Genomic DNA, 17755 nt, shown 5'->3' with positions numbered 1-17755 from the left:
CGCGTCCGCGGCGAGCACCCGGATGGTGTCGACGGCCTTGGTGTCCAGTTCGGTCCAGTCGGCGGGGTGAACCGGTTGCGTGAGGACGTGGATGTCGTCTGTGATCGACACGGGCAGAAGTCTCCTGTTGCGGGGTGGGAAATATGGGCACTCGATCGCTGCCGGTGCCGGGACTGATTCTGGCCGTCCATTTCTCGACGGGTGGTCTGGACTATGTGTAGGAGTAGAAACCCTGGCCGGTCTTCTTACTCAGACGACCGGCATCGACCATGCGCTGTAACAACGGCGGCGGGCTGTGCTGGCATTGCTGTCGAGTCGTCCCGACTTGACGGCACGGGCGAGGGACGACTGGGTACGGTCCGTTGCGGCATTGGCCGAGGTGATGTCGCGCTCGAGAATGGTCGCTGAAACACCTGCTCGTGCAACTACTTCCGACATCCCTTCCCCATTATTCCGCCGCCGATGACGCCCACTCTCTTCACGTGATCTCCTTGGTCTTCAGGCTGGTCGAGCGACTGGATCGGCTCTCGGGCAGAGAAGTTGGGTGCCCGGTGAAAAGTCGTACAGCGGCGCACCAGGCGATGGCGACGAACGGCCCGGGTGAGTGGTGGGAATTTCCAGCCACTCCGTAGGGCCGAACACCTGGTGCGCCGCAGACGGTCATCGCACTGTCTATGGCTGGACGTGTGCGGTGACGGTCACCGCGGTGTCTGGCTGGACGGTGCGGTGACGGGCTGGGGTGAGCTAGCCGAGCCGGCGAAGCCGGGGTGCCAGGTCACGCTCGAACAACTCGAGGAAGCGCTTCTGATCGTGACCGGGAGCGTGGAAGACCAGGTGGTTCAGCCCTGCGTCGATGTAGGGCTTGATCGCCTCGACCACTTCGTCCGGGTCGGCGCCCACGATCCACCGCTTCGCGACCTGCTCGATGGGGAGCGCATCCGCGGCGGCCTCCATCTCGATCGGGTCGGTGATGTCATGTTTCTGCTCGGGTGTCAGGGACAGCGGCGCCCAGAATCGGGTGTTCTCCAGTGCCTGTGCGGGATCGGTGTCATAGGAAATCTTGATCTCGATCAGACGATCGATGTCCTCGAGCTTCCGTTCGGCCTTCTGTGCGCCCTCGGCGACGGCTGGCATCAACTTGTCGTTGTAGAGCTCCATGCCTTTACCGGAGGTACAGATGAATCCGTCACCCGCGCGACCGGCGTAGCGGGCGACGACCGGACCGCCTGCCGCGATGTACACCGGAATGCCCTCTACGGGAACGTCATAGATCGAGGCCCCGGTGGTGCGGTAGTACTGACCTTCGAAGTCGACCCGGCCGCCCTTCCACAGTTCGCGCATGAGCTGCACGGATTCGCGTAGGCGGGCAAAGCGTTCCTTGAAATCGGGCCAATCGCCTTCGAACCCGGTCGCGATCTCGTTGAGCGCCTCACCGGTGCCGACCCCGAGCATCACCCGTCCGGGGTAGAGCAGTCCCATCGTGGCGAATGCCTGAGCGATGACTGCGGGGTTGTACCGGAATGTCGGTGTCAGAACCGAAGTGCCGAGCTGGATCCTCGTGGTCCGCTCACCGACGGCCGTCATCCACGCCAGGGAGAACGGGGCGTGGCCACCCTTGTGCCGCCACGGCTGGAAGTGGTCGCTCACCATGGCGCTGTCGAGTCCATGACTTTCGGCGAGCACTGAGAGTTCGACCAGTTCACGTGGGCCGAACTGTTCCGCCGACGCCTTGTACCCGAGCTTGAGTTCTGCGGTCATGTGCGTTCCTGCTTTTCTGTGTGTGTACGAAGTGGGTCGTCAGCCGTGGAAGTCCACCGCGGAGTACTCACGGAGTTTGTTCAGACTGTGTCGTCCGTCGATCATCCGGACCGTGCCGGACTTGGATCGCATGACGATCGACTGGGTGGTGGCTCCGCCGGCGGCGTATCGCACCCCGCGGAGCAGGTCACCGTCGGTGACACCCGTCGCGCAGAAGAACACGTTGTCTCCGGAAACGAGATCCTCTGTATGAAGCACCCGGTCGAGGTCGTGGCCCGCATCGATCGCTCGCCGGCGTTCGGCATCGTTGGTGGGGGCGAGCCGGCCCTGGATCGCGCCTCCCATGCATCGCAGTGCCGCGGCTGCGATCACGCCCTCGGGGGTGCCGCCGATCCCCAGCAGCATGTCCGGTGCCGAACGTGGATCCGCGGCTGCGATGGCACCGGCGACGTCTCCGTCCGCCAGCAGTTGGACCCTGGCTCCGGCGTCTCGCACGGTATTGATGAGGTCGCCGTGGCGGAGTCGGTCGAGTACGGCCACTGTCACGTCCGAGACCGACGACTTCTTCGCTCGTGCCACACGTCGGATGTTCTCGTGGACCGGCGCGGTGATGTCGATGACGTCGGCGGCATCGGGACCGACTGCGATCTTCTCCATGTAGAACACCGCAGACGGATCGAACATCGTTCCGCGCTCGGATACCGCGAGCACGGCGATGGCATTGGACATTCCCTTGGACATCATCGTCGTTCCGTCCACCGGGTCGACCGCGACATCGCACTCGGGACCGTCACCGGTGCCGACGCACTCGCCGTTGTAGAGCATGGGGGCGTTGTCTTTCTCGCCCTCGCCGATCACGACGACTCCGCACATGGTCACGGAGTTGATGAGCTGCCGGATTGCGTCGACTGCGGCGCCGTCGCCGCCGATCTTGTCGCCCCGTCCCACCCAGCGTCCAGCGGCCATCGCGGCTGCTTCCGTTACGCGGACCAGTTCGAGGGCTAGATTGCGGTCCGGCTTCTCCCGGCGGCTCACTGTCATCGGGCCGCTGCCTTCACCTGATCGAGTGCAGCGTCTGCCCTGCTCGTGGAGTGTCCACCGAACTGATTCCGCAGGGCGGAGACCGCTTTCATCGACGGTGAGGTCTCTTGCCTGCTGGCGAACCGGGCGAAAAGTGCAGCCGAGATGACCGGTACCGGAACGGCATTGCGGATGGCCTCTTCGACGGTCCACCGGCCTTCTCCGGAGTCTTGAGTCCAGCCGGAGATCCCGGACAGCTCGGGATCGTCTTTGAGGGCGCGCACGAGGAGGTCGAGGAGCCACGATCGCACCACGGTGCCGCGGCTCCAGGCCTCGATCACTGCCGGGACGTTCTCGACGAGTTCCGTGGCCTCGAGCAGCTCGAAGCCCTCAGCGTACGCCTGCATCAGGCCGTACTCGATCCCGTTGTGCACCATCTTTGAATAATGGCCTGCTCCAATGGGTCCCGCGTGTACGAAGCCTTCGCTGCGCGGGCCTTCGGGGCGGAGGGCGTCGAAGAGCGGCATCGCCCTGTCGACGTGTTCCTCGGATCCGCCCACCATCAACGCGTAGCCGTTCTCGAGACCCCAGATTCCGCCGGACACACCGCAGTCGATGTACCCGATCCCTCGCGCGTCGAGCGCCTTCGCGTGGTGGATGTCCTCGCTGAAGCGGGAGTTGCCTCCTTCGATGACGAGGTCGCCCGGAGAAAGCGCCTGTGACAGGTGCGTGATCGTCTCCTGCGTCGGCGCACCCGCCGGAACCATCACCCAGACGATGCGCGGTGGGGGAAGTGCCTCGACGAGCGCGTCGATGGACGAGACGTCGGAGCTGTTGACGTGCGGGTCGTAACCGAGAACTTCGGTGCCCGAACGGCGGAGCCGTTCGCGCATGTTGAAGCCCATCTTTCCCAGCCCGATAAGCCCGATCTGCATAGCGTGGAGCCTTTCCGAATCGACAGAGCACAACCGGTGGGGGAGGCCGAGCCCCGTGGGCACGCGTGCTCGACCCCCCGTGGGTGTGTCAGTTCTGGTTGTCCCCGAAGATGGCCTTCACCTCGAGGAAGTCCTCCAAACCGAACTTGCCGAATTCACGACCGTTGCCGGACTGCTTGTATCCACCGAACGGCGCATTGGCGGCCAGCGGGGCACCGTTGAGGTGCACCATTCCGGTCCGCATCCGCCGAGCGACCTTCCGAGCACGTTCGGGGTTTCCGGAAGACACCATGCCGGCGAGCCCGTATTGCGTGTCGTTGGCGATGCGCACCGCGTCGTCCTCGTCTTCGTAGCCGATGAACATCATCACAGGCCCGAAGATCTCCTCCTGCGCGATCGTCATGTCATTGGTGACGTCGGCGAAGACGGTGGGCTTGACGAAGTAACCCTCCTGCAGCCCGTCCGGGCGGCCGGTGCCACCGACGACGAGCGTGCCGCCCTCGTCGATGCCCTTCTGGATGAGTCCCTGGATCTTGTCGAACTGTGCCTGCGACACCACGGGACCGACGGTCGTGCCCTCCACATCCGGAGCTCCGACGACGATGGTGGCCGCGGCCTTCTTCGCGATCTCCACAGCCTCGTCCATGCGATCCGCGGGGATGAGGATGCGGGATCCGGCGTTGCAGGACTGGCCCGAGTTCACCACCATGCCGGTGACGTCGCGAGTGATGACGTCTTCGAAGTCGGCGTCGTCGAGCACGATGTTGGCCGACTTGCCGCCGAGTTCCTGGGCGACGCGCTTGACCGTCGGGGCCGCGTTCTTGGCGACCTCGACGCCGGCCCGCGTCGACCCGGTGAACGAGACCATGTCGACTTCGGGGTGCGCGGACAGTGCCGTTCCCACGGTCAGGCCATCACCGTTGACGAGGTTGAAGACGCCTGCGGGAACACCGGCTTCGTCCAGGATCTCGGCGAAGATGATTGCGTTGAGGGGCGCGATCTCCGACGGTTTGAGCACCATCGTGCATCCGGCTGCGAGGGCGGGTGCCACCTTGGCGACGATCTGGTTGAGCGGCCAGTTCCATGGGGTGATGAAGGCGCAGACGCCGACCGGCTCGCGCACCACGGTCGTGGTGTCGATCTTTTCCTCGAACGTGAAGTTCTCGAGGGCGTCGAGCGTCGCCATGAAGTGCCCGAGACCTGCCGGTGCCTGAGCGGCCTCCGCGAGGCCGGTGGGCGCTCCCATCTCGCTGGTGACGGCGCCCGCGAGGTCCTTCATACGCCGCTTGTACACCTCGATGATCTTCTCCAGCAGGGCGATACGCTCGGCCGGGGTGGTCGACGCGAAGCTGTCGAACGCCGTGCGTGCGGCGGTGACTGCGAGGTCAACGTCCTGCTCGTTGCCCATCGCGATGGTGGCGATCGGCTTCTCCGTCGCCGGGTTGATCACCTCGAGCGTCTTCGAGCCGATCGGGTCTACCCAGGTGCCGCCGATGTAGAACTTCTGAGTGTGGTCCATCATTTTCCTCCGTCGAAGTGTTGGTGGTGCTGAAAAGTGCTGGGGCCAAGCGATTGATCTCGAAAATGTGCGATCGCCCCCGTCAGTTCGGCGATCTGAGATAGACCGTTTTGGTGGTGGTGAAAAATGTGCGGGCAGCCTTTCCCTGCTCACGATTCATGCTGCTCGAGGCCTTGACTCCGCCGAACGGGACGTGCGGCTCCACACTCGCCGTCTCCCGATTGACATGCACCAGGCCGGAATTGATCCGGCGCACGAACTGCATGGCTTTGGAGATGTTCGATGTGAACAGCGAGGCCGACAGGCCGAACACGGTGTCGTTCGCCGCGGCCAGCGCTTCGTCGAAATCCTCGACCTCGGTCAGGACGAGCACCGGGCCGAAGATCTCCTCCCGCACGAGTCGGCTGGACGGGGCCACACCGGTCAGCACCGTCGGTTCGAGGAAGCAACCCTCACCGTCTGCCTTGGCGCCGACAAGGATGTCCGCACCTTCCTCGTGTGCGAGCCGAAGATACTCGACCACGGTGTCGCGTTGCTCCGGTGAGGACATCGGCCCGATGTCGGTGGCCTCGTCGTACGGGTTGCCCACCACGAGTCGGTTGACCTGGGCGAGCAGCAGTTCGCGGAATTCCGTGGCCACCGGGCGCTGAACATACACGCGACTGGTGGCCGTGCACCGCTGTCCGGCGGCCAGCATGGCTCCGCGAACGACCTGCACGGCCGCGTCCTCGAGTTCGGCGTCCGCCAGCACGATGGCGGGGTTCTTGCCGCCGAGTTCGAGTTGCACCTTGACGTTGCGGTCTGCGACCGCCTCACGGAGGCGGACACCGACACCGTTGGATCCGGTGAAGGTCAACGCCGCCAAGCGGTGGTCCCCGGTCAACGAACCGGACAGGGAACGGCCCTTGCCGGTGATCAGATTGAGCACACCCGTCGGCAGACCCGCCTCGGCGAAAATCTCGGTGAGCAACACCGCGCTGCCTGAGGCCACTTCCGCCGGCTTCCACACCACGGAGTTGCCGAATGCGACTGCGGGAGCGATTTTCCACGTCGGAATCGCGAACGGAAAGTTCCACGGCGTGATGGCGCAGACGATCCCGAGGGGTTGCTCGACGGTGAGCAGTACGGTCTCGGGGTCTGCGCTCGGGTAGGTCTCGCCCGAGGGCTGCAGCAGATCGCCGGCGTAGTAGCGCAGGATCGCAGCGCTGCGCAGCACCTCGCCGCGGGCGTCGCGGATGGCCTTGCCCATGTCGGCGGTGAGCCGGCGAGCGGCCGTCTCGACCCTGGCCTCGAGCAGGTCGGCTGCTCGGCGCAGGACATTGGCGCGTTGGACGGCAGGTGTGGCCGCCCATCCCGGCTGTGCCTTCTCGGCCGCGTCGTAGGCGCGGCGGACGTGAGCGGGAGTCGCCGACGCGAAGGTGCCCGACAGGCGATCTGTCCCGTATGGCTCGAATCGTTTAAATGTCTGTTCCGAGGTGCACCACTCGCCATCGATGAAGAGCGTCGCGGCGTCGTCGAGGAGCGTTGCAGACACAGAGGTGTTGGACATGGTCACCTGACCTGGGGCATGGAAGGAGTCGAACGTGGGATTTCGGTTCTTTCACCTGCGGCGATGGAGCGCGACGACGTCGGAGTAGGTGTGTCGCGTCCGGGAATCCCGCCGGGGTGTCCGAGCCGGAGCGTCATCGCGGCGATCAGGCCGGCCGAGGCGCTCGGGGAATCGTGGGCCATGAGGTTGTCAGGGGCATTCGGCATGTGATGAGATTACCTCCCGAGTAGAAACGTTTACATTACAATATGTGCCCATGCCGGAACGGTCAAGGAGACTTCGAATGAGAAACGATCGAGGGCGCACTGTTCGCCCCCACGAGTACCTCGACACCGACGAAGGGCCGGCGTGGGAGGAGCGCAACTCCGCGGAATCCCCGGCCGCGTCCGGCCCTCTCCAGCGGCTGTCCGCCGCCGGCGTTGCAGTGTGGCTCGACGATTTGTCTCGTCACCGCCTGGCGTCGGGGAGCCTGGACGCACTCGTGCGGAACTGGTCCGTGTGCGGCGTGACCACCAACCCGTCGATCTTCGAGAACGCCCTGCGGTCGGGTGAGGCCGCCTACGGTGAGCAGCTCCGCGAGCTGGCGATCGCGGGGGCGGATGCCGCCGAGGCCGTACGAGCGTTGACCACCACCGACGTTCGCTGGGCCTGCGAGATTCTGCAGGAGACGTACGAACGATCCGGAGGTGCCGACGGATATGTCTCGATCGAGGTGGACCCCTACCTGTCGCGCAACGTGCCGGGCACCGTCGCAGAGGCCCGCGACCTTTTTCGCTCGATCGGCCGCCGCAACGTCCTGATCAAGATTCCGGCGACGGCCGAGTGCCTTCCCGCCATCACACAGACGCTCGCGGCCGGCATCGGCGTCAACGTGACGCTGATCTTCTCTCTCGAACGTTACGAAGGCGTCCAGGACGCGTTCCTCGCCGGTCTCGAGCAGGCCCGCGCGAACGGCCACGACCTGGCCGGAATCCAGTCGGTGGCATCATTTTTCATCTCCCGAGTAGACACGGAAGTAGACCAGCGCCTCGGCGAGGACCCTCGCGACTACTTGCGCGGGGCGGCAGCGATAGCAAACGCCAGGCTCGCCTACGAGAAGTTCGAGACGATGCTGCTCAGTCCTCGATGGCGCGCGCTCGAGGCCGACGGCGCCCACCCGCAGCGCCTCCTGTGGGCATCGACCGGTGTGAAGGACCCCGCGTACTTCGACACCCGGTACGTCACCGAGTTGATCGCCGCCCGAACAGTGAACACGATGCCAGAGGAGACGCTACGCGCCGTGGCCGATCACGGCGTCGTGGACGGCGACAGTATTTCCGGTACATACGACACCTCGCGCACGGTGCTCGACAAGCTCACGCTCGCCGGAGTCGATTACGACGACGTCGTCCGTGGGCTCGAAGCGGAGGGACTGCGGAAGTTCGAGGTCGCCTGGAACGAACTCACCTCGACCGTCGCGCTGCTTCTCGACGACGCCCGCGCGCAGATCGACCGGTCCCGTATCCCAGTACAGATGCCACCGTCGTTCCCTGTCACGGCGGTCCAGACTCGAGAAGTGTGAGGCGATGATGGAATTCCTTCAAACCCCGGTCGATCAGCGGCCGCAGTGGGCCGCGCTCGCGAAACACCGAGCACGCCTCGACGGAGTATCGCTTCGCCGACTCTTCACTGAAAATCCCGGTCGCGCTGCCGAGTTCACCCTCGGTGTCGACGGACTGCTATTGGATTACTCGAAGAACCTCGTCGACGCCGAGGTGATCGGCGAGTTGGTCGACCTCGCCTACGCCGCCGGGGTGGACCGGCGGATCGAGGCGATGTTCGCGGGGGAACGAATCAATACGACCGAAGATCGCGCCGTGGCACACGTGGCATTGCGCGCCGCACGCGGTGAGCGAATGGTGATCGACGGAGGTGACGTCGTCCCGGGGGTGCATCAGGTACTCGACGACATGGCGGCCTTCGCGACCCGGATCCGGTCGGGAGCGTGGCTGGGATACACGGGGAAGGCCATCAAGAACGTGGTGAACATCGGGATCGGCGGGTCGGATCTCGGTCCCGTGATGGCCGCCGAGGCGCTGTCGGCCTACTCGGATCCGGAACTGAACGTCCGTTTCGTCTCCAATGTCGACGGCTCGGACATCGTGTCGGCGGTCCGGGATCTCGACCAGAGCGAAACCCTGTACGTCGTCGTGTCCAAGACGTTCACGACTGTCGAGACACTGACGAATGCGCGCACCGCGCGCCGGTTCCTGGTGGACGCGCTCGGCAACGAGGATGCGGTCCGCAGACACTTCGTCGCCGTCTCCACCAATGCGGAACAGGTGCGTCGCTTCGGGATCGATAGCGAGAACATGTTCGGCTTCTGGGACTGGGTCGGCGGTAGGTACTCCGTCGAGTCGGCGGTCGGACTGTCGTTGATGATCGCGATCGGGCCGGAGAATTTCGCCTCGATGACCGACGGCTTCCGTGCGATGGACACTCATTTCCGCGAGGCGCCGTTCGCCCGCAACATGCCGGTGCTCCTCGCACTGATCGGACTCTGGTACAACAATTTTCACGACGCTCAGACTCATGCCGTCCTGCCGTACAGCAAGTACCTCGCACGCTTTCCGGCGTACTTGCAGCAGCTGGACATGGAGAGCAACGGCAAATCGGTGGACACCGAGGGACGGCCGGTCCGGGTCCGTACCGGCCCGGTCGTGTGGGGCGAACCCGGTACGAACGGGCAGCATGCCTTTTATCAGCTGCTGCACCAGGGCACCCATCTCGTCCCCTGCGACTTCATCGGCTTTCTTCGTCCCGTCGACGGTCCTGACGAACACCACGATCTGTTGATGGCGAACTTCTTCGCTCAGACCGAGGCGCTCGCCTTCGGCCGCAGCGCGGAGGAAGTGGCGGCTGCCGGGGTGCGGGCCGACCTCGTCGCGCACCGAAGTTTCGCGGGGGACAGACCGACGAACACGCTGCTGGCGGGCAGGCTGGACCCGTTCGTGCTCGGTCAGCTGGTGGCTTTGTACGAGCACAAGGTGTTCACCCAGGGGGTTCTGTGGGGGATAAACTCGTTCGATCAATGGGGTGTGGAGCTGGGCAAAGTGCTCGCCCACCGCATCGTCGACGAGCTCTCTCAGGACGAGCCGCCCGCGCTCGGTCACGATGAATCGACCAACTCCCTGGTCTCGCTGTACCGGAAGGCCGCGGCCCGGCGGGTGTAGTCACGGACCGGTGGAGACCGACACGTTGCCGCCGTGCGCTGAGGGAACAGGGCTGTCCACGGTGCGGTATGTGCAGGTCCCGGGCCTGGGGACGGCGTCCGCGACAGGCACGCGAGAATCCTCCAGAACACTTGACGCTCCATAACGGCTCTTGTAGATTAGAAACGAATCCAGTCGGCATTACAACAGGTGGGATGCCAGATTAGATCTCAAAAGTGGAAACGTTTCACACCGGCTAGCAATCCCGGTGGTCGTCGCGGGACTCACCCGAAGATCCAGCACGAGCCAACTGCGCTCAGTCTGCCTGGCCACCATTGTGGATGCTCTCGGAAACCGACTCGAAATGAAGGGAAGACCCGGATGGCCGACTTCGATCCGTCAGCGCCGAACGCGCGACGTTACCCGCGGGTGATCACCGAAGGCGAGATCAGCAGCATGCCGCGCCTACAGTTCAACACCGGCATCGACACCGCGATCTTCCTGTCACGGGAGCGCGACGACGCACGCTACTTCCGCCAGGGCTACTGCTACCAGGAGCCCGACCACGCCCCCTACAACTGGGAGCAGCCCAACTTCGACGAGACGCACTACTGCCTCGAGGGGCACATCAAGCTGAGGGTCAAGGATGCGAACGACCGAGAGGTCGTGCTCGAAGCCGGTCCGGGAGAGCACATCTACCTGCCGGCCGGCTACACCTACACCCTCGAGAACACCGGTGTGCGGACCGTCTTCTTCTGGACCAGCGGACCGTCTCCCCGCGTGGGACTCGTCGAGGTGCCGGATTACCACAAGACCCTCCAAGAACTGAGGAAGTGAGAGAGCAATGGCCGTGACCGCAAGCCAGACCGCCCCTCTGCGGGGCGACAAGAGGTGGGGTTACCTCGACAGGGCCAAGAGCATCCGTGTGGCGAGCGTGAATGCCGACGGGAGCATCTACCTGACTCCCCTGTGGTTCGTCGTCGACGAAAAGAGGATCTTCCTCCCGATCGACGCCGGTAGCCGCCACGGTGCGAACTCCCAGGCCGGCCGGAAGATCGCCGCGCTGGTGGATTCAGGCGACGAGTACGCCACCGTCAGCGGTGTACGCATCCTGGGAACGCTGGTCGAAGCCACCGACGAGGTTCTCGTGAAGAAGCTCCAGGACAAGGTGTTCGAGAAGTACTTCGGCACGGGTCACCCCTACGCCGAGCAGTACTTCGAGTTCGGCGAATTCGCCGACCGCCGCTACCTGGAATTGGTGCCGGACAAGATGATCGGCTGGGATTCACGCGAGACGACGATGCCGCAGGTTCCGGAAGCTCGCGTGCTGCCGGACTTTGTAGGAGACCGGCCGCTCCCCAAGAGCTGACCGATCCGTTCATCGCCGCAGATCACGGCGGACCGGCATCTCTCGTTCACTGACGGGCACGCCGGTCCGCCCGCTCCCGACAACGACGACCGCGGGCGACGGCTCGAGTTGCACACACACATTCTTTTGAAATTTGGAGTAGGTATGACTTCGACTAAGGACGGCGCCACCCGGGTGCTCGTGGTCGGCGAATCGTGGATCAAGCACACGGTGCACATCAAGGGCTTCGACGAATTCCGCACAGTCGAGTACGAGGAAGGCGGCGGCGTCTTCCTGGACTCGCTGGAGGCTTCCGGGCTCGAAGTGACGTACATGCGCGCCCACGAGATCTCGGGGCGGTTCCCGAAGACACTGGAAGAGTTGCAGCAGTTCGACGTCGTGGTCCTCAGCGACATCGGAGCGAACTCCTTCCTGCTGGCCGACGAGACGTTCCTGCGATCCGAACGCAGCGTCAACCGGTTGTCGCTGCTCGCGGACTTCACCGAAGCCGGCGGAGGCCTGATCATGGTGGGCGGCTACATGTCGTTCACCGGGATCGACGGCAAGGCCCGCTACGGGATGAGCCCGCTGGCACCGGTCCTTCCGGTCACCATGCTCGACCACGACGACCGCATCGAAGTTCCCGAAGGCCTCGACGCCACGTTCGACGAGCCGAACCACGAGATCCTCGGCGGGACCCCCGCGGAATGGCCGATGCTTCTCGGCTACAACCGGGTCATCGCCAAGTCCGACGCGACGGTTGTCGCGCGCTTCGGTGAGGACCCGCTGCTGGTCGTCGGTACAGCCGGCGTCGGCCGCACGGTGGCCTTCGCGTCGGATCTGGCGCCCCATTGGGCGCCGCCGGAATTCGTGCAGTGGCAGCATTATCAGGCGCTGTGGACGTCGATCGTGAACTGGGCTGCGGGCCTCGACACGAGCCTTCCGTCGCCGGTGCACGCAATCGCTGCGGTAGATTGAGAATTTTATGAGCAATGGTCAGCCCCCGACGATGAAAGATGTGGCCCGGCACGCGGGCGTGTCCGTGAGCACGGTCAGCTATGTCTTGAACGACAGCGGACCGGTTGCGCCCGCACGTCGAGCCCGCGTGCTCGATGCTGTGCGGGTCCTCAACTACGCACCCAACGAGGCTGCGCGGGGGTTGAAGAGACGTTCGGCGCCCACGATCGGACTCGTGGTCCCCGAACTGTCGAACCAGTTCTTCGCGCTCCTCGCGGAGGGCGTCGAACAGGCGGCAGCTGCTCGTGGAGTGCTCGTCGTGTTGTGTGCCCCCGAAGCCATCGACGGAGGAGAGTCGCTCAATGGGCGGCTGCTGCGAAGTCAGAGGCTGAACGGGATCATCTACCTGTCGGGGGCGTCGACGTCACCGACGTCGCTTCTCGAACTCACGCGGCTCGGTCCGATCGTTTTGGTGGACGAGCAGGTCCCCGGATTCGACCTGCCGGCCATCGTGTCGGACAACCGCCGCGGTGCCCGGGAAGTTGCTCAACATGTGCTCGAAGCAGGCCATCGCAAGATCGCCGTCATCGGCGGTCCCGAGGGTCTGTGGACGGCCCAACAACGACTCGCCGGTTATCGGGAAGCGTTGGCAGCCGCCGGAATCGAACCCGATACGGTTCCGGTCTTCGGTGGTAGCTACCGGCAGGAGTCGGGTACGGAACTTGCGGCGAAGGCATTGTCCGGGCCGTCGTCGGAGCGCCCGACAGCGTTGTTGTGCGCGAACGACCTGATGGCCATCGGCGTGCTCGAATACTGCCGATCCGAGGGCATCCTGGTGCCCGAAGAACTCAGCGTCGTCGGATTCGACGACTTACCGCTGGTCTCGCTCCTCACGCCGAGATTGACCACAGTCCGCCAACCGGCTCGGGACATGGGTGTGCGAGCCGCGAACCTGCTGTTCGAACTCATCGACGACAAGGTCGACGTTCCCGCTCCCGAGCCGTTCCCGACCCTGCTACAGATAAGAGATTCCGTGGCTACACCCTTAGGCAGTTCATGAGTACGCCGCTGGACGTGCGTACCACCCGGGGGCGAGTGTTCGTCGTCGGAGCGATCAACGTCGACCTGGTCGTCGCCGCTGAGAGACTGCCCGGTCCGGGCGAGACCGTCGTGGGAACCCGCGTCGAACGGTACGGCGGCGGCAAAGGCGCCAACGCCGCGGTGGCGGCCGCGCGGGCAGGTGCGGAAGTGCATCTCGTCGGAGCGGTAGGCGCGGACGCCAACGGCACCGAAGCGCTGGACGAACTCACCGCCGAGGGCATCTGGGTGGACGGTGTCACCGTCCTCGAGGACGAAGCCACCGGGGTCGCGTTGATCGTCGTCGACCCGGGCGCCGAGAACCAGATCGCCGTCGGCGCGGGTGCCAATGCCGCACTGAGTGCCGAACACGTGACGCGCGCCCTCGCTTCCCACCTGAGACCGTCGGATTCGGTGCTGGTCAGCACGGAGATACCCGATGCCGCGGTGGAGGCTGCGGTGATCGCTGCCGCCTCGGCGGGTGCACGCTGTGTCCTGAATCCGGCCCCTCCCATTCCCGGTGTTGCCGATCTCCTCGGGTACGGGCCGATCCTGACGCCCAACGCGGGTGAGTGTCTCGAACTCGCCAAGATGCTGGATGACGACCACACCCATGCCCGCGAGGCCGCCGCCGCGATTATGGCACGCACCGGAGCACCGGTCGTCGTCACCCTGGGAGGTGACGGTGCCCTGGTACTCACGCCCGACGGGAACGTCGACCACGTTCGGCCACGGCCGGCCGTGGCCCGCGACACCACCGGCGCAGGCGATACCTTCAATGGCGTTCTGATCACCCGGCTGGCAGCGGGAGACGAACTCGACGACGCGGTCCGAGCCGCGAATGTTGCTGCCGCGCTGTCTGTTGCACACGTCGGGGCCCGCGCCGGGATGCCTCGCGCCACGGACATCGAGGTCGGCAGCCGGGCGTAACCACCCGTCGAGGCCCCTGTGCGGCGAGCATCAGCGCGGCCGGAGGCTTCCCGAACCGGAGCATATGGAGCAACCATGACTATTGACGACCGTGCAGCGCTGATCGACCAGTTCGTCTACGCCTGGAACATCAAGGATGTCGACGCACTGATGAACCTGATGACCGACGATTGCATCTTCCACTCTTCGGTCGGCCCCGATCCGGGAGTCCGGTTCGAAGGTCATGCCGATGTGCGTCGCGGATTCGAGATGTACCTTCTACCAAGCGGTTTAGCGACTGAAACCGTGATGGAGAAGCCGCTTGTGGGTATGGATTTTGCTGTAACCCGGTGGACTACCTTCCAGAGGCACGAGGACGGTGCCGTTCTGGAAACACGTGCGTGCGACGTGTTCGAGTTCGGAGGCGACCGCATCAAGCGTAAGGACACCTACCGCAAGATTTCCACTCCCGTTACTGCTTCCTAGAAGTTACAACGCAGAGGAAATAACTGAATGTTGTGGGGTGGGGGTTGCGGTCGGATCCGCAACGTGATCGCTCTGACGCCACTGACAAGTGTCGGAGCGCGGACCTGCCCGGAGTTGGGGTAGATTGGGCGACCGTCCCGCAATGAGCGGGAGAACCGCATGGTCGCTTCGTCGAGTCGGCACCGACCGGTCCTCGCCGTGCCGGCGCTCGGCCACGGCGCCCTCGACTCCGGCTGCGAGAATACGGCCATTCACTCGTGTGGATGGCCGTATTCGTCTGTGCAGGTGCATGTTGCATCGCCGCTACAGGTCGGTCACGCGGCCGGTCGGCAGCGCGTTCGCGAGTAGCTCAGGCCTCCGCGACCCGAGTAGAACCCTTTCTAGTTTCTGGTAGTTCTACCGGGCCCACGGGTTCTTCGGCGTCTGTACGCGGAGCGCGGACGTGAGATGCGGCCAACTGGTCGTTTACAGAGGATTGTCCAGGCCAGTGGCTACGCGACCCGGTTTCTCGAGCAGGGGCGCGAGCTGAGAATTGATCTCCGCGAACCTCTTGACTGCGAGACTATAAACGTTAATAGTAAGTGTGATGCAGCGCACTGAGAGAGCGAATCCGCTGTATGTCGCCCGCAGGACGAGCATCGGCTCGCTAGATGTAATGGGCCGAAACATATTGATAACCAACGTCATACAGTATCGGGTACTGGGTCGAACGCAGCACCTCGAAGGCGAAGGTTCGGGGCCGCATTCGCGGCAACTCTCCTGGGCTTGGAAAATCCAGACAACAGAGAAGTAGCAACGATCACACCACGAGAAAAGGCGAGATTGCGATGGCATTGGGCCGGAGTTACGACAACATCATCATCAACACCGACAGTTACAAGCATTGTCACTACCCGTTGTATCCGGCGGGGACGGAGTATGTATCCAGTTACGTCGAGTCGCGGGGTGGGGAGTTCCCGGTGACGATGTTCGTGGGGTTGCAGGCCTTCCTTCGGGAGTATCTGCTGCATCCGATCACGCTCGAGGACATCGATCAGGCGGAGAGCATCACCCGTGAGCAGGGGATGCACTTCAATCGGGAGAATTGGCTGGGGATCCTCAACGATCACGGTGGGTTCTTGCCGGTGGAGATCGAGGCGGTGCCCGAGGGCCTGGTGATGCCGACCCGCAACGTGCTGGTGCAGATCATCAACACCGACCCGAAGTACTTCTGGGTGACGAGCTTCTTCGAGACCGCCCTGCTGCGTGGGGTGTGGTACCCGACCACGGTGGGCACCATCAGCTGGCTGGCCAAGCAGGTCATCAAGGAGGCGTTGGCCCGGACCTCCGATCACCCGGAAATTTTGCGGCACTGTCTGCACGACTACGGCGCCCGCGGGGTGAGCTCGCAGCAGTCGGCCGCGCTCGGTGGGTTGGCGCACCTGGTCAACTTCAACCAGAGTGACACCGTGCCAGGGATTCTCGCGGCGAAGGAGTACTACAACGCGGTCGCGCCGGCGAATTCCGGCCCGAACTCCGAGCACGCCGGTTTCTGCGCGTGGGGTCGGGAGAACGAGGCCGCGGCGATGCGGAACATGCTCGAGGTGCACGCACCGAGCGGGGTGGTGTTGCTGCTGACCGACACCTACGACCACGAGAATGCGGTCAAGAACATCATCGGCCGCGAGCTCGCCGATTTTGTTCGGAACTTTCCCGGACTGGTCGGGGTGCGCCCGGACTCGGGTGACGTGGTGCAGGTGACCGCGGAGACGACCGAGTGGTTGATGGACAGCTTCGGGTACACCACCAACAGCAAGGGTTTCAAGGTGCTGCCCGACTATGTGCGGGTGGTGCAGGGTGACGGGGTCAATCGTGACAGTCTCCCGCGGGTGTACGCCGAGCTCGAACGCCGCGGTTTCTCGGCGGAGAACGCGATCTTCGGTATGGGGGGCGGGCTGTTGCAGCACTGCAACCGGGACACGATGAACTTCGGGCAGAAGGCCAGTGCGGTGTGTGTCAACGGTGAGTGGCGGGGTATCGCGAAGGCGCCGACCGGTGATGCGATGAAGGCGTCCAAGCGTGGCCGCCTCGGGTTGCGGCTGTCTCAGGGTGAGTATCAGACGGTGCCGCGGGAGTCGATCTCGCCGGAGGAGAACATCCTGCAGCCGGTGTTCCGTAACGGCAAGTTGCTGCGGAAGTGGGATTTCTCCGAGCTGATCGAGCGCAGTGAGCGGGAGGTGCCGGAGAGCTATTACGCCGATGCCATCGCACCCCTGCACAACGACGCTGAACTCGCACTCTCCTGAGAGCTGCCGGCGACCGGGCGCAACCTTCACAACGCCCTGGCCGCCGGCTCCCGGGCAGCCTTGTAACTCGTTCCACACACAGTTAGGTTCACAGCACGATGACTAAGCTGCACGTCTTCGACATGGACGGCACCCTTCTGCAGTCCACTGCTTCGATCGAGATCTCGAGAGCGGTCGGAGAACTCGCTGCGGGCGAGCTGATCGAGCAATCCTGGTTCAAGGGCGAGATCAGCGATGTGCGTTTCTGGGAACTCTGCCTTCCGCTGTGGGAAGGGCTCAGCGAGGCGGACATCGATGACGCGTTCGCCGCCTCCCCGTGGATCGGCGGCGTGGTCGAAGTCTTCGCCGATATCCGCAACCGTGGCGAATACAGCACCGTCATCTCTCAGTCACCCCAGTTCTTCGTGGAACGTCTGACCGGTTTGGGCGCTGATTCGGCGTTCGGCGCGCAGGTGGCCTTGAGGAGCGAGGTCGGCCCGGAGAGTCTCCTCAGCGCCGAAGACAAGGTCTCGATCGTCAGCAAGCTACTCGCGGAGTATGGGCTCGCCGAAGGGGACTGCGTCGCTTACGGCGACTCCACGTCCGACATCCCGCTGTTCGGAAAGCTTCCGAACACGGTGGCCGTCAATGCGAGCCCCCGGGTCCGTGAGCTTGCGACGATCGAGTACGAGGGGTCCGATCTCCGCGGTGCATACGTCCTCGGCCGAGGACTGCTCTGACC

The 17755-nt window shown here is 64.3% G+C and carries 15 protein-coding genes and 1 pseudogene; 10 read left to right on the top strand and 6 right to left on the bottom strand.

Going from position 1 to position 17755, the window contains the following annotated elements:
• Positions 1-211: 211 nt before the first annotated feature.
• The 6 genes and pseudogenes from G9373_RS26360 to G9373_RS26335 all read right to left on the bottom strand — a co-directional run.
• Positions 212-298, bottom strand: a pseudogene (locus tag G9373_RS26360) (3-hydroxyacyl-CoA dehydrogenase family protein); the annotation flags it as partial.
• 446 nt (positions 299-744) lie between these two features.
• On the bottom strand, positions 745-1758 hold the full coding sequence (fgd, locus tag G9373_RS26355; RefSeq protein WP_005561299.1) for a glucose-6-phosphate dehydrogenase (coenzyme-F420): 1014 nt from the start codon (positions 1756-1758) through the stop codon (positions 745-747).
• Between the two features lie 39 nt (positions 1759-1797).
• Positions 1798-2799, bottom strand: coding sequence for a class II fructose-bisphosphatase (glpX, locus tag G9373_RS26350; protein WP_054246232.1), 1002 nt, complete (start codon positions 2797-2799; stop codon positions 1798-1800).
• Positions 2796-3746, bottom strand: coding sequence for a phosphogluconate dehydrogenase (NAD(+)-dependent, decarboxylating) (gnd, locus tag G9373_RS26345; protein ID WP_259465779.1), 951 nt, complete (start codon positions 3744-3746; stop codon positions 2796-2798). Before gnd ends, glpX begins: the two co-directional genes overlap by 4 nt.
• 55 nt (positions 3747-3801) lie before the next feature.
• The gene (locus G9373_RS26340) at positions 3802-5232 is read right to left on the bottom strand and encodes an aldehyde dehydrogenase family protein (protein WP_167117491.1); all 1431 of its coding nucleotides are present in this window, start codon (positions 5230-5232) and stop codon (positions 3802-3804) included.
• Positions 5233-5314: 82 nt separating this feature from the next.
• On the bottom strand, positions 5315-6781 hold the full coding sequence (locus G9373_RS26335) for an aldehyde dehydrogenase family protein (protein WP_167117488.1): 1467 nt from the start codon (positions 6779-6781) through the stop codon (positions 5315-5317).
• 283 nt (positions 6782-7064) lie between these two features.
• Here G9373_RS26335 and tal point away from each other — a divergent pair, with 283 nt between their 5' ends.
• The 10 genes from tal to G9373_RS26285 all read left to right on the top strand — a co-directional run bounded on the left by tal (position 7065) and on the right by G9373_RS26285 (position 17753).
• Positions 7065-8342: a transaldolase gene (gene tal, locus G9373_RS26330; protein ID WP_054246230.1), complete on the top strand. Its 1278-nt coding sequence runs from the start codon at positions 7065-7067 to the stop codon at positions 8340-8342.
• 4 nt (positions 8343-8346) lie between these two features.
• The gene (gene pgi, locus G9373_RS26325) at positions 8347-9993 is read left to right on the top strand and encodes a glucose-6-phosphate isomerase (protein ID WP_005561312.1); all 1647 of its coding nucleotides are present in this window, start codon (positions 8347-8349) and stop codon (positions 9991-9993) included.
• Between the two features lie 360 nt (positions 9994-10353).
• On the top strand, positions 10354-10809 hold the full coding sequence (locus G9373_RS26320) for a hypothetical protein (RefSeq protein ID WP_005561314.1): 456 nt from the start codon (positions 10354-10356) through the stop codon (positions 10807-10809).
• Between the two features lie 7 nt (positions 10810-10816).
• A complete protein-coding gene (locus G9373_RS26315; RefSeq protein WP_005561315.1) occupies positions 10817-11341 on the top strand; it encodes a pyridoxamine 5'-phosphate oxidase family protein in 525 nt (174 codons plus the stop codon).
• Positions 11342-11485: 144 nt separating this feature from the next.
• Entirely contained in the window at positions 11486-12298 is an 813-nt protein-coding gene (locus G9373_RS26310) for a glutamine amidotransferase (protein ID WP_065492514.1), read from the top strand.
• A gap of 7 nt (positions 12299-12305) precedes the next feature.
• Positions 12306-13337 (top strand): LacI family DNA-binding transcriptional regulator, encoded by a 1032-nt coding sequence (locus G9373_RS26305; protein WP_240482798.1) that lies wholly within the window; start codon positions 12306-12308, stop codon positions 13335-13337.
• Positions 13334-14284, top strand: a complete 951-nt coding sequence (locus tag G9373_RS26300; protein ID WP_167117485.1) for a PfkB family carbohydrate kinase — start codon at positions 13334-13336, stop codon at positions 14282-14284. The genes G9373_RS26305 and G9373_RS26300 overlap by 4 nt, the downstream gene beginning before the upstream one ends.
• A gap of 75 nt (positions 14285-14359) precedes the next feature.
• On the top strand, positions 14360-14749 hold the full coding sequence (locus G9373_RS26295) for a nuclear transport factor 2 family protein (RefSeq protein WP_133985592.1): 390 nt from the start codon (positions 14360-14362) through the stop codon (positions 14747-14749).
• Positions 14750-15576: 827 nt separating this feature from the next.
• A complete protein-coding gene (locus G9373_RS26290) occupies positions 15577-17034 on the top strand; it encodes a nicotinate phosphoribosyltransferase (RefSeq protein ID WP_054246228.1) in 1458 nt (485 codons plus the stop codon).
• A gap of 98 nt (positions 17035-17132) precedes the next feature.
• Complete coding sequence (locus G9373_RS26285; protein ID WP_052023900.1) at positions 17133-17753, top strand: HAD-IB family phosphatase; 621 nt, start codon at positions 17133-17135, stop codon at positions 17751-17753.
• The last annotated feature ends 2 nt before the right edge of the window (positions 17754-17755 follow it).

The sequence above is a fragment of the Rhodococcus sp. A14 genome (genome assembly GCF_011603105.1).
GTDB lineage: Bacteria > Actinomycetota > Actinomycetes > Mycobacteriales > Mycobacteriaceae > Rhodococcus_F > Rhodococcus_F opacus.
This window is presented reverse-complemented; position numbering and strand designations above follow the sequence as displayed.